This is a genomic window from Vibrio sp. 1CM8B (assembly GCF_023161685.1).
In the GTDB taxonomy this organism is placed as follows: domain Bacteria; phylum Pseudomonadota; class Gammaproteobacteria; order Enterobacterales; family Vibrionaceae; genus Vibrio; species Vibrio coralliirubri.
Window position 1 is genome coordinate 100642 of the sequence record NZ_JALNTU010000002.1, and the last position, 13181, is coordinate 113822.

13 protein-coding genes and 1 tRNA gene are annotated in these 13181 nt (G+C 44.9%); 6 read left to right on the plus strand and 8 right to left on the minus strand.

Features of this window, described 5'->3' with window-relative positions; all coding sequences use genetic code 11:
- Positions 1-117 precede the first annotated feature (117 nt).
- A complete protein-coding gene (locus MSG36_RS04205; protein WP_004734183.1) occupies positions 118-741 on the plus strand; it encodes a trimeric intracellular cation channel family protein in 624 nt (207 codons plus the stop codon).
- Between the two features lie 112 nt (positions 742-853).
- Here the strand turns inward: MSG36_RS04205 and aroC are convergent, their stop codons facing one another.
- The gene (aroC, locus tag MSG36_RS04210) at positions 854-1939 is read right to left on the minus strand and encodes a chorismate synthase (protein ID WP_004734182.1); all 1086 of its coding nucleotides are present in this window, start codon (positions 1937-1939) and stop codon (positions 854-856) included.
- A gap of 298 nt (positions 1940-2237) precedes the next feature.
- Here aroC and MSG36_RS04215 point away from each other — a divergent pair, with 298 nt between their 5' ends.
- Entirely contained in the window at positions 2238-2741 is a 504-nt protein-coding gene (locus tag MSG36_RS04215; RefSeq protein WP_061038774.1) for a GNAT family N-acetyltransferase, read from the plus strand.
- Positions 2742-2853: 112 nt separating this feature from the next.
- Here MSG36_RS04215 and MSG36_RS04220 read toward each other — a convergent pair.
- Positions 2854-2930: transfer RNA gene (locus MSG36_RS04220), tRNA-Arg, on the minus strand.
- A gap of 211 nt (positions 2931-3141) precedes the next feature.
- Here MSG36_RS04220 and folD point away from each other — a divergent pair.
- Positions 3142-3999, plus strand: coding sequence for a bifunctional methylenetetrahydrofolate dehydrogenase/methenyltetrahydrofolate cyclohydrolase FolD (gene folD, locus MSG36_RS04225; RefSeq protein WP_017062367.1), 858 nt, complete (start codon positions 3142-3144; stop codon positions 3997-3999).
- A gap of 118 nt (positions 4000-4117) precedes the next feature.
- On the opposite strand, the gene MSG36_RS04230 is transcribed toward folD, so the two are convergent.
- From MSG36_RS04230 to MSG36_RS04250, 5 genes are all read right to left on the minus strand, one after another.
- Positions 4118-5932, minus strand: coding sequence for a sodium:proton antiporter (locus MSG36_RS04230; RefSeq protein ID WP_248366488.1), 1815 nt, complete (start codon positions 5930-5932; stop codon positions 4118-4120).
- 164 nt (positions 5933-6096) lie between these two features.
- Positions 6097-7296, minus strand: coding sequence for a NupC/NupG family nucleoside CNT transporter (locus tag MSG36_RS04235; protein WP_248366490.1), 1200 nt, complete (start codon positions 7294-7296; stop codon positions 6097-6099).
- Positions 7297-7501: 205 nt separating this feature from the next.
- A complete protein-coding gene (locus MSG36_RS04240) occupies positions 7502-8422 on the minus strand; it encodes a LysR family transcriptional regulator (protein WP_017063421.1) in 921 nt (306 codons plus the stop codon).
- Between the two features lie 135 nt (positions 8423-8557).
- Complete coding sequence (locus tag MSG36_RS04245; protein WP_162926797.1) at positions 8558-9556, minus strand: lytic murein transglycosylase; 999 nt, start codon at positions 9554-9556, stop codon at positions 8558-8560.
- A gap of 30 nt (positions 9557-9586) precedes the next feature.
- A complete protein-coding gene (locus tag MSG36_RS04250; RefSeq protein WP_017079488.1) occupies positions 9587-9877 on the minus strand; it encodes a YcgL domain-containing protein in 291 nt (96 codons plus the stop codon).
- A 221-nt stretch (positions 9878-10098) separates the two neighbouring features.
- On the opposite strand from MSG36_RS04250, the gene minC reads away from it, so the two are divergent.
- From minC to minE, 3 genes are read left to right on the plus strand one after another with little or no spacing between them, the layout of a single operon-like run.
- Positions 10099-10761: a septum site-determining protein MinC gene (minC, locus tag MSG36_RS04255; protein WP_017063419.1), complete on the plus strand. Its 663-nt coding sequence runs from the start codon at positions 10099-10101 to the stop codon at positions 10759-10761.
- Positions 10762-10782: 21 nt separating this feature from the next.
- The gene (gene minD / locus MSG36_RS04260; RefSeq protein ID WP_248366492.1) at positions 10783-11595 is read left to right on the plus strand and encodes a septum site-determining protein MinD; all 813 of its coding nucleotides are present in this window, start codon (positions 10783-10785) and stop codon (positions 11593-11595) included.
- Positions 11596-11601: 6 nt separating this feature from the next.
- On the plus strand, positions 11602-11865 hold the full coding sequence (gene minE / locus MSG36_RS04265) for a cell division topological specificity factor MinE (RefSeq protein WP_050711744.1): 264 nt from the start codon (positions 11602-11604) through the stop codon (positions 11863-11865).
- Between the two features lie 129 nt (positions 11866-11994).
- Here the strand turns inward: minE and rnd are convergent, their stop codons facing one another.
- On the minus strand, positions 11995-13113 hold the full coding sequence (gene rnd / locus MSG36_RS04270) for a ribonuclease D (RefSeq protein WP_248366494.1): 1119 nt from the start codon (positions 13111-13113) through the stop codon (positions 11995-11997).
- Positions 13114-13181: the final 68 nt, after the last annotated feature.

Genomic DNA, 13181 nt, shown 5'->3' on the forward strand with positions numbered 1-13181 from the left:
ACGGTACAAATATTCATTCGTCAATCAGCGTTTTTACTACTACACTCGCGCTTCATTTTTATATCCCTATGGCCTATAAGACTCCAATTTATAGACCTAAATTATAGAGCTACAGCAATGCTACTAAGTGTTTTGTATATCATTGGCATCACGGCAGAAGCCATGACCGGCGCTCTCAGTGCTGGCAAACAAAAAATGGATTGGTTTGGTGTAATGTTGGTTGCGAGTGCAACGGCAATTGGCGGCGGTACAGTACGAGATATCTTACTTGGCCATTACCCTTTAGGTTGGGTTGAAAACCCGCAGTATCTGGCGATCACCTGTATCGCAGGTGTTATTACAACCGGACTGGCTAAATGGGTAATCAAGCTAAAAGGCTTGTTCATTCGTTTAGATGCACTAGGGCTTATCGTGTTCAGTATTATTGGTACTAAGGTAGCGATGACCATGGGTCTGCACCCAATGATCTGTATGGTGTCTGCGCTAGTCACCGGTGTCTTTGGTGGTTTGCTGCGCGATCTTATCTGTCGTCAAACGCCATTGGTTCTGCATGAAGAGCTGTATGCATCTGTCGCACTTGTCGCTTCAGGTTTATACCTAGGTTTGCTTGAGCTTGGCATTAACGACGTAACTGCGACGATTGTTACGCTTGTGGTTGGTTACTTGCTGCGCATGGCGGCCGTACGATTCAAGTGGCGTTTACCTTCGTTCCAGCTTGATCCGGAAAGCTCGGTACATTAGGTAATATATTCTCAATTACGCACAATATAAAAAGGGTTGCTTCATTACGAAGCAACCCTTTTTGTTTTTATCAAATCAGTTTCAAATCTGTTCTGAATTAAACGAAGCAGAACTAGATTTTTGGCGTTTCAGTTGTCACACCAAAGTTTTGACCACGGTGACGTAGCAAGTGATCAAGCAATACAATCGCTAACATTGCTTCTGCGATTGGCACGGCACGAATACCCACACATGGATCATGACGACCTTTAGTGATTAGCTGCGTTGCTTCACCGTCTTTAGTGATCGTGTCACCAGGAACGGTAATGCTTGATGTTGGTTTAAGCGCAATGCTTGCCACAATATCTTGGCCAGTAGAAATACCACCTAAGATACCGCCAGCATGGTTGCTGCTGAAACCTTCTGGAGTTAATGGATCACGGTGTTCACTACCGCGTTGATTAACCACATCAAAGCCATCACCTATCTCAACACCTTTCACCGCGTTGATGCTCATTAGAGCGTGCGCGATGTCTGCATCTAGACGATCAAAGATTGGCTCACCAAGGCCTACAGGCACTTTAGTCGCAACCACTTGAATCTTCGCGCCGATCGAGTTGCCCTCTTTTAGCAAGTCACGAATCAGTTGGTCAAACTCAGGCACTTTGTCGGCATCTGGGCAGAAAAACGCGTTGTTTTCGATCTCATTCCAATCCACTTTATCAATTGAGATATCGCCCATTTGAGAAAGGTAAGCTTGGATTTCAACACCAAATTCTTGTTTCAGGTATTTCTTCGCAATTGCACCTGCCGCAACACGCATTGCAGTTTCACGAGCAGAAGAGCGACCGCCGCCACGGTAATCACGTACACCGTACTTTTGATGGTAGGTATAGTCAGCGTGACCTGGGCGGAACTTGTCTTTAATTTCGGAATAGTCTTTAGAGCGTTGGTCTGTATTTTCAATCAATAGACCAATAGAAGTGCCCGTAGTTTGGCCTTCAAACACACCTGATAAGATTTTCACTTCATCCGCTTCACGGCGAGCCGTTGTATAACGAGAAGTACCAGGGCGACGACGATCCAAATCTCTTTGAAGGTCTGCTTCGGTAATTTCTAATCCTGGTGGGCACCCATCTACGATACATCCTAGTGCGATACCGTGACTTTCTCCGAACGTGGTCACGCGGAAATGTTGTCCGATACTGTTTCCTGCCATTACTTCCTCTAAATCAGCTATTGAGCAGAAGGTTTGATTCCTAAACCGACTGGCTAATAACTTTACTTGTCTATTCTTCGTGAATTCATAGTGGCTTTATTACCAAATGATGTAAACCCCAAAAAACGAACAATTTTAACTTTCTATTACATGAGCCGAATGAAATGAATGACAAAGAGAAATGAGCGTCGCTTTGAAGTGGCTGTTTTCACCAGCAACATTGCCCAATTAACAAAGGTTAATGAAGTCACTTCAAATACTCTCTATGTTGTAGCCCACAATAATAAGGAGAAGAATAATGATTGAGTGGAGAGTTAAAAAGTTCGCAGATCTGTCTGTTCAAGAGCTCTATGATTTCTTGCAGCAAAGAGTTGATATTTTTATCGTGGATATGAACACGCCCTACAGCGATTTGGATGGCAAAGATAACCATCCAGAGACTTATCACGTCATGGGCTACGAGAACGGACACTTAGTGGCTTACAGTCGAATTATGGCTCAGAAACTTGGGTATCCAACCGATGTTCTTCCCCTGCTCGATTCAGACGCCAACGATGTTTGTATCGGACGAGTGATTGTCGCGAAGGACTATCGAGGCAAACAGATAGGTAACCAACTCATGCAGGTGAGTTTTGATGCAACTCGAAAGATTTATCCTGACTGCTCAATTTTTATTTCGGCACAAGCACACCTTAAAGACTACTATGGTAAATTCGGTTTCGACGTGGTGACGGATAGTTACTTAGAAGATGGGTGTACGATGTTAGGCCTTCGATACATTCCAGAGGTCGTGGCTGTATAACAGAAGCCAACAGATACACTGCTAAAGAAGGCCACTGAGACAAAGAAGATTAGATTGCCCTTAAATGCAAAAAACCCGACAACTCGGAGAGTTATCGGGTTTCTTTAAATAATGGCACGCCCTGAAGGATTCGAACCTTCGACCACCTCCTTAGAAGGGAGGTGCTCTATCCAGCTGAGCTAAGGGCGCGCTACAGGAACGAATTATACGAATTCGAATCAGTAAAGCAACGGCTTTATGTAACATTCTGATCTAAGTGGGTAAAAAAAGGCCAACAAACATATAAGTGTTGGAAAATAGACCAAAGCAAACGTTTGCTTGATGGTAATCAAAAAGATTTTCTGGAATAATGCGCCAAAAACATCAGCCACTAACTTGAATATCAATACTAAGGAAATTCATGACTGCTCAAAATATTGATGGAAAGCTAATTTCTCAAACGGTTCGCTCCGAAGTTGCTGCACGTGTAAAAGCTCGTACTGAAGCTGGATTACGCGCTCCGGGCCTAGCGGTTGTTTTAGTGGGTGAAGACCCTGCTTCTCAGGTTTACGTTGGAAGTAAGCGTAAAGCGTGTGAAGAAGTTGGCTTCGTATCTAAATCTTACGACTTGCCAGCCACTGCGACAGAAGACGAATTGTTAACACTGGTAGACCAACTGAACGACGATCCAGAGATCGACGGTATTCTTGTTCAACTGCCTCTACCAGCTGGCATTGATAGCACTCACGTACTTGAGCGTATCACGCCAGAAAAGGACGTTGATGGCTTCCACCCGTACAATGTCGGCCGTTTGGCTCAGCGCATGCCCAAGCTTCGCTCTTGTACGCCAAAAGGCATCATCACGCTGCTTGACCGTTACAACATCGACTTACGTGGTAAACACGCGGTTGTGGTTGGCGCATCAAACATCGTAGGTCGCCCAATGACGCTAGAACTTCTTCTAGCAGGTTGTACGACGACAACATGTCACCGCTTCACCAAAGACCTTGAAGGCCACGTACGTCAAGCAGACGTTGTTGTAGTTGCCGTAGGTAAACCAAACTTCATTCCTGGCGCTTGGATTAAGAAAGGCGCTGTTGTGGTCGATGTGGGTATCAACCGTTTGGAATCTGGCAAATTAGTGGGTGACGTTGAATACGACGTAGCGAAAGAAAGCGCAAGCTTCATCACACCAGTACCGGGTGGTGTTGGTCCAATGACGGTTGCGAGCCTAATCGAGAACACCATGATCGCTTGTGAGCAATTTCACTCGAAGTAGTCCGCAGCGCATATAAATAGAATTAGAAAGCCGCAACGTGATGAACGTTGCGGCTTTTTTGATACTTAGCTATTCGTTTTTGAAACAAGGCGACGCGCTTTTGATGAAGTGCTCATTGCTACTTATCTGGAGTCTCGACTTTTTCCACCTGTTCAGAAGGCGGTAATAAACTAATAAGCTCACACTCCGTTGATATAAGTTTTTCCAACTCAGCTCCTTGTGTAATTAAACGGAAATCACCGCCATTAATCACCCCAAGAGGGATAGCTTTAGGGTACAGCGCGTTAAACTCGTTTAAATCAAATGCCTCGGTCAAACCTGTACTTTTAATTTGGCTACCCTGAGCCATCAGTGAGTTAAGCTTAGAATAGGTAATCCCTTCCGAAAACAGACTTCTATTGCCATCGCGACTCACTTGGTGCCTTTCATGTTTATTCTCTGAAGATTCAAGCTCAAACACCTTATTTCCACCAAACTCATCTTGATAGTGCATGCTAACTAACGGGTTAGTTTGACGATAAGGCGACACGATCATCGCACGCCCTATTCCATCCAATTCCAGATTATTTTCAGCGTGGCTCGAAGCCGGGTTACCAAAATAAACATTCAAGTTTTCCATACGCGCCAAGCGAATACTTTCCCAGTTGGTATCCGCAAGCACACTGTTGATGTTGTGTGTGGCTAGCACTTTGGCAAACTGGCGTGAAAACTGAGTCGCACCAAAGAAGATAACACCTTGCGCCTTCTCTTGAGTCACACCTAGCCTTCTCGCCCACCAACTCGCGGTAAGGCTCTGAATCACAACCGTACCTATGATGACCAAGAACACCATTGGCACCAGTAAATCCGCGCCTTCGATTAATTGCTTCTCTTGAAGCTTGATTGCAAACAGAGAAGAAACCGCGGCTGCCACGATCCCGCGCGGTGCCATCCAGCTTAAAAACCATTTATCCGCAGAGGTAAGATCCGTGCCGATCCCGCTGATCCATACACTCAAAGGACGCGCCACCAACATCACTACCGCTAACAAGCCAACACCACCCCAACCTATCGAGAGGAAGGTTCCGGAATCGAGCCTGCTCGCTAACAGAATAAACAACGCTGAGATGAGCAACACGGTCAAGGTTTCTTTGAATTCGATGATGTCTTCGATATCCAAGCCCTTCACGTTGGCAAGCCAGATCCCCATTATGGTCACGGTTAATAAACCCGATTCTTCACTCAAGTCATTCGAGAAAGAAAACGCCGCCAACATTAGCGTCAGCACAGCCACATTACGTAAATAATGCGGTACCCAATGCCCTTGCAGCATCTTGGCAATCAAATGGCCACCGATGATCCCTAAGCCTAAACCTATTACTAGCGTCAGGCCCAGAGCAGACAGAACGTGTCCAGTAGGGTCGGCAGAAGAAACGATGTACTCGTAGACGAGAACCGCAAACAGAGCGCCAATCGGATCAATCACTATCCCTTCCCATCGCAAGATACTGCCTAAGGAAGATTTAGGCTGAATACTGCGAAGCATCGGTACGATTACAGTAGGGCCAGTTACCACGACTAATGCCCCAAATAGAGCGGCTAACGGCCAACTGAAGTCCACAAAGTAGTAAGCACCCACTACGATACACGCCCATGTTATCAACAGGCCGAAACTCACGAGATGAGTCACCATCCGGCCATGGCCTCTGATTTCTTTGAAATTTAGGGTCAATGCACCTTCAAACAGGATGATAGCAACCCCTAATGAAATCATAGGAAACAGCACATCACCGAAAATGGCATCGGGATTTAAGATATTCAGGCCGGGACCTAGCAACAGGCCGACGATAAGGAGAGGAAGAATAGCGGGAAGACGTAAACGCCAACCGAGCAGCTGACAAGCTAAAGACAAGAGTCCAATTAACGCCAAAGATGAAGTAATCGACAAATCCATTTGTGCCCCTAAAAGGTTTGCACCACACCCTGTGGTACAAACTATTCAATGAAATAAGAAAGCCTACGTTCTTACACTATAGGCTCTCTTTTTCACGCTAACCGAATATTATTGTGATTAATCAGTCACTTTACTATAGGGGGAGTAAAGTCATGATCCGTTAGCTATAGAGAAAGTACAACACCAGCAATAGCGGCACTCATTAAGTTAGCAAACACACCTGCACAAATTGCTTTGAAGCCATATTGTGAGATGAAAGAGCGACGCTCTGGAACTAAGCTGCCCAAACCACCGATAAGAATCGCCATGGTAGAGATGTTAGCAAAGCCACATAGAGCAAAAGTTACGATCGCTTGTGAGTGCTCACTTAGCGCCTCTTTAGCATCCATTAGTTGGATGAAAGCCACGAACTCGTTCACAACAATCTTGTTACCGATCAATGAGCCCGCAACCACAGCCTCAGACCACGGTACACCGATCAGCCATGCAACGGGTGCAAACACATAACCTAGGATAAGTTCGAAGCTTAGGTTTACGCCAAACCAGCCGCCAACGATACCTAGCAAGCCATTCAGCATTGCAATCACACTGATAAAGGCAAGAAGTGTTGCACCCACCGCAACGGCAATACGAAGTCCAGACATAGCCCCATCTGCCATTGCCTCAACTACGTTTGTTGCTCGTGGAATTTCTACATCAGACTCAATATTTTCTTGAGCGTCATCTGAGCTGCCAGGTACTAAGATTTTAGCCATCAATAGACCGGCTGGTGCAGACATGAATGCCGCAGCGATCAGGAAGTTTAGGTCAACGCCAAGCGATGCATAACCCACTAGCGTACCACCAGCTACAGACGCCAAACCACACACCATCACAGCAAACAGTTGTGAATCTGTCATGTGTTTTAAGTAAGGTTTAACCACCAATGGCGCTTCAATCATGCCGACAAAGATGTTGGCAGTCGCAGACAGTGACTCCGCACGACCTGTGCCCAAGAATTTCTGTAGCGCACCACCAATAAGGTTGATCACCTTTGGCATAAAGCCGATGTGGTACAAACCTGAAATCAGTGCAGAGAAAAAGATAATGATGCCGAGAACATTAATCGCGAAAACAAATCCGTTATTCGTTAGGCCACCAAATAGGAAGTTAATCCCCTCTTGACCGTAGTTGATCAAGCTAGATACCGCACCCGTGGCTGCATTCAACGCTTCTTTACCCATTGGTACATACAGAACCAATAGCGCGAATGAGATTTGTAATAAGAAAGCCAAAGAGACTGTTCTTAGTGGAATATTTTTTCTGTCCGTAGATAGTAACCAAGCGGCAACTAAAATAGTGATAATTCCAAGTAGGGAAGCCATGTGCGTCAACCTAAAAGTTGTAGATAGGAAAGGCGACGCATTCTATAGAGGAAATCGTTTGCGGCAAGCTGAGGTTGTTAACGTGATGTTGGGGTAATCACGATATAACCATGAATATAATTAAGTTATTGAATTTTAATAATTAACTTTGATTAAAAAGCATACTTTTTCCATATGGAAATTATATTTATAGATTAGGAAACAGTTAACGATGCAGTTCAACGCAAGTTTTGAGGTTTTTGTCCCAATACGTCGGCGACCCAATATGATCTTTGATGAACTCAATCACAGCTGAAAGCTTCTTCGGCATGTTCTTTCGACTCGGGTAAACGGCATAAAATGGCATCAACTGACTGGCTCTCCACTCTGGTAATACTTGAATCAACTTGCCCGTTCTAAACTCTTCTTTCACTAAGTAAGTCGCCAAATAAGCAACGCCCCACCCTGATACTGCCGCGTCTCGTACTGCCTCAGCCAAATCGACTGAGTAATCACCCGCAACTTTAACGCTAAGGTTTTCTTGCCCGTTATCAAACGCCCACGATGTGTAATCTCGTTCACGGCTGCGATAGATAAGGCAGTTATGGTCAATCAAATCGGAAGGTACATGTGGCGTCCCGGCCTTAATCAGATAATCCGGTGACGCAGCCACCACAAACTGGCTGTCTGCTAAACGCTGCGCAATGTAACCTTCAGGCAAGTCTTCATTGTTGGTGATCCAGAGATCCAATCGCTCTTCAATCATGTCCACCTTATAGTCGAACAAGTGGACCTCGATTCTCAATTGAGGATAAAGCTGTCTGAGTTGATCAATCGCCGGAATGATATGGAGTGTGCCAAATGACTGCGACAACCCGACGCGTAGTATTCCAGAGATATCATCGCGCTGGCTGTCCATATCCATCTGAGCTGCTTTCACCGTGTTAAACAGCTGCTCACAATGTTGATAGAACACGTCTCCCGCTTCGGTCAGCGTGAGGCTTCGTGTGGTTCGTTGCACCAGCTTGATGCCGATTGAGTCTTCAAGCAAAGCGACTTGCTTACTGATATGAGACACCGAAACGTTCAAGCTTTTTGCAGCACTGGTAAAGCCTTCGTGCTTGATTAGCGCATGGAATATCACCATCTGTGCAGCTCTATCTGTTAGCACAAGATCACCTTATTAAATCTCTGAAATATAAAATCAAAAAGGACTCCGAAGAGTCCTTTAGTTCGTTCTGCCTATGGTAGGCCAAATGCTATTCAAAGCGACTTAGGTCTGTTAATCAAACTTAATTCTGTCGGCTAGATGGCTTACAGCCAAAGCAAAGTAATAAGAACGGTTCCACTTCATTAACACATTGTAGTTGTTGTAAATGAGGTACGAACGACCCGCTTCGTCATCTGGCATTATCAACCAAGCTTTAATGTCTTCATCAAGCGTTGGCAGTGGGCGATCGTCATAGCGTTTAATACCGAGTTCAGACCACTCTTTTAAGTATTTCGCTTTGTCTGCGTCTCGACCTTGTAAGTCAATAGACACAGTTGACGGAACATGAACCTGACGACCCCAAGTATATTTGTCATCCCATCCTGATTGGCTGAGATAATTGGCCGCTGAAGCAAATACGTCTTCTTCAGTACCCCAAATGTCTTTCTTACCGTCGCCACTGCCATCAGCGGCATACGCTAAGAATGAACTTGGCATAAACTGAGGCTGACCCATCGCACCAGCCCAAGAGCCTTTCATCTCTTTTGGTGCAATATGGCCTTGATCAAGAATCTTCAATGCCGCCATCGCTTCGCTACGGAAGAAAGCTTCTCTGCGGCCTTCATAAGCCATGGTCGTTAGGGCGTCGATAACGCTGTAATTGCCCGTGAACTTACCAAAATTACTCTCAACACCCCATAGCGCGACAATGAACCTTGGTTGAACACCATATTCATCACCAATACGCTTTAACGCGGTGTAGTGTTCCTTATAGAGTGACCTTGCCTGCTTCACTTTCCAATCTGGAACCGCTCGTGGAATGTATTCATCCAGAGTCAGTTTTTTCTCAGGTTGGTTTTTGTCGGCTTTTACCGCACGTGGCTTAAACGTTACACCATCAAAGGCTTCATCAATGATCGCTTCAGAAATACCTTCTTCACGACCTTGTTGCTTTAGTTTTTCTACATATTGCTCAAAGCTAAGCTCTTCAGCTTGAACTGAGCCAATGGTCAGGCTATTACCCAATAGTAATGCCGACACAGCCAATATGGTTTTCGAAAATTTACTCAACGATCACTCCTCCTTGAATTGAGGTGGCTATCACTCTTCGTCTTGACCTTTATTTTGAGCTTTACGCTCTTTATGAAGCTCAAGTTCGTTAACTGGTGGTGGCGGAACCTGCAAAAAGAAACCATCGGTGTTCAGTGATTCTCTCACTTTATCGATGTTCACTTGAGCAAGTTTACGGCCGTCCATTTTAATTACCATTACAAAACTAGGTTTACCAAACATTTGCATCAATGCGTCAGGAACTTGTGAAAAATCATCCTTCTTAGGGATATAAAGGTATGTTCCTTCTTTCTTTGAACTTTTATATATAGAACACAGCATGACAAACCTTTTTTAAATGTTTATGACTACAAAACTCTCACTTGCGAGATCAATAGTTTATGTTAGGGAAATATTGGGAACAAAACGTTCATTTGACAACAAGATTACTTGCTGTGCTTGGTTTGGGAATATAACATGATAAACCTAGTTTCAGGCAATGCCCTTTATTTTATTGATAAAGAAATTGTACCAATCCGCTATTGAGGTCCTGTAGTTTTTCGATGTCTAGTAACCCAGATCTAAAAGGTAGCAGTTTCACGCTATCTGTTTTGCACTTATCCGATGATCAAGTCGAAAATGCAGTCTCTTTTCTTCAAGAGAAAGTAGACCAAGCACCTACGTTTTTCGCTGCCGCACCTGTTGTTATCAACATCAGCAAAGTCGCGGGCGATATCGATTTTGTGCAACTTAAAAATGGTATATCTCAAGCGGGCATGATCCCGGTTGGTGTGGCAGGCTGTTCTGATAAGCGAATGCAAAACCTCGCTAAAGAAGCCGGTTTTGCGGTGATGACGGCAAGCAAGTCGCCGTCTCAAGCTCCAGCGAAGATGGCACCAATCAAGGTGATTAGAACCCCGATTCGTTCTGGTCAGCAGGTTTATGCGAAAGATGGCGATCTATTGATACTCAGCCATGTGAGTGCAGGCGCGGAAGTGATTGCCGATGGCAGCATCCATATTCATGGCACTTTACGCGGCCGTGCGATTGCGGGTGCAAGTGGTCAAACTGAAGCAAAAATAATTTGTAATGACTTACAAGCCGAGCTGGTTTCCATTGCTGGAAATTACTGGCTCAGCGATCAAATTGAAAGCGAGTACTGGCAGAAGAAAACCATGTTCAGTATGGCAAACGATGTATTACACGTTGATGTCCTCGCAATATAAGAGAAATAAAAGGAAAACAGAATGGCACGCATTATCGTTGTAACGTCAGGTAAAGGCGGGGTAGGCAAAACGACCTCCAGTGCAGCTATTGCCTCGGGTCTGGCTTTAAAAGGAAAGAAAACCGCAGTTATCGACTTTGATATCGGTCTGCGTAACCTAGATTTAATTATGGGTTGTGAGCGTCGTGTTGTGTACGACTTCGTTAACGTTATCAATGGTGAAGCAACGCTGAACCAAGCGATGATCAAAGACAAGCGCACAGAGAACCTGTTCATTCTTCCTGCTTCTCAAACTCGTGATAAAGACGCACTAACAAAAGATGGTGTTCGTCGTGTATTTGGTGAACTGGATGAAATGGGCTTTGATTTCATCATCTGTGATTCTCCTGCGGGTATCGAACAAGGCGCTCTGATGGCGTTGTACTTCGCTGATGAAGCGATTGTAACCACGAACCCAGAAGTCTCTTCAGTACGCGATTCAGACCGTATTCTAGGTATTCTTGACTCTAAGTCTCGTCGTTCAGAAGATGGCTTAGAACCAGTGAAAACACACCTTCTATTGACTCGCTACAACCCAGCACGTGTTACTCAAGGTGAGATGCTCAGTGTTGAAGACGTTGAAGAAATCCTGCACATCTCTCTACTGGGTGTAATTCCAGAGAGCCAAGCGGTACTCAATGCATCGAACAAGGGTGTTCCAGTTATCTTTGACGAAGCAACCGACGCAGGTATGGCTTACAATGATACTGTAGAGCGACTACTGGGTAGCCAAGTTGACTTCCGCTTCTTAACGGAACAGAAGAAAGGCATCTTCAAACGACTGTTCGGGGGCTAATGCACAATGTCATTATTAGAGTTTTTTAGACCACAGAAAAAGACAACCGCAAATCTAGCCAAAGAACGTTTGCAGATCATTGTTGCCGAACGACGCAGCCATGACGACCCAGCGCCGTCTTACCTGCCGCAACTAAAAGAAGACATCTTGAAGTGTATAGCCAAGTACGTTGAGGTTGATCCATCAATGGTTGATCTGACTTTTGAACACAAAGATGACGACATCTCAGTGCTAGAGCTGAATGTTAAGCTTCCAGAAGAAGAGCGATAATCTTTCTGTACAAGATCGGCAGGTAATACACTTGCTTGTATTGATTGAATAAAAAAGAGAGCCTAGGCTCTCTTTTTTATATGTGCAGTTTATAGCTGTAACTAAGTTAGGCTTTAAAGCAGCAAACGGTTATTTGATCGCTTTACTCAGTTTTTCGCCAACCACATCTAAACGCCAACCGTGCATAACATCAGGCAGCTTCTCAGGGTTACGATCGTGCTTCCACACCCAGCTTAACACTTGGTTAAGTTGCTTCTTAGATGCCAAAAATTCCGTCGCTAAGCCACTGTGTTGTGACGCAGTTTTCACTTCATCTTTCAACACTTTGAACAGTTGCTTGTAACCAGGAAAGTCCATTAGACGTTCTACTGGTGCTGGGTACTCTTCTTCTGGTGTATGTTCAGCCAACTTAACGATTGAGCTGATCTTGGCACCATGGCGACGCACAGAGCGGTAATCAAAACCTTCTTGCTCCATGTGCTTGGGGTCTTTCATTGCAAATCGCGCTACAGCCCATAAATCTTGCTCTTTGAAGACAAAGTTCAGCGCTAAATCGCGCTTTATAGCTTCTTTTAGACGCCAAGTTGCTAGAGGTCGCAAGATCGCTAGCTGCTTAGGTTTAAGCTGCCATGCCCCTTTAATATCAAGGTAGGCTGTATCTGGGTTTACTTTACGGATGCGCTTGGCAACTTGTAAATCAGACTCCTGTTGAGCCGCTTCCCACCAACCTGCTTCCATCACTTTTTCTAGAAGCTTGTTGTACATTGGCATTAGGTAATGCACGTCTGCCGCTGCGTAGTCCAATTGCTTTTGAGAAAGCGGACGAGCTAGCCAGTCAGTGCGAGATTCACTCTTATCGAGATCAACACCGACAAACTCTGAAACAAGAGCAGCAAAGCCCGTTGATAAGCCATGACCTAAGAAAGCCGCCATGATCTGTGTATCGACCATTGGTGTTGGTGTGCAGCCAAATGCGTTTTGGAACACTTCCAAATCTTCACCGCAAGCGTGCAGCACTTTCAGAACAGAAGCATCTTTCAACAACCCAACAAATGGTGTCATTTCACCAAGAGCAATAGGGTCAATCAGTGATAGCGTTTCACCATCAAATAACTGAATCAAGCCTAATTGAGGGTAATAGGTTCTTGTACGAACAAACTCCGTATCAAGCATAACGACATCGGCTTCACGTGCTTGTTGGCAAACTCGCTCAAGGTCTTTCAATTGGGTAATGATTTGATAATCCACAAAAACTCTCACAGGTTTCTATTTGATCGCCGGATACAAAAATGCCGACATTAACTGTCGGCATTCTA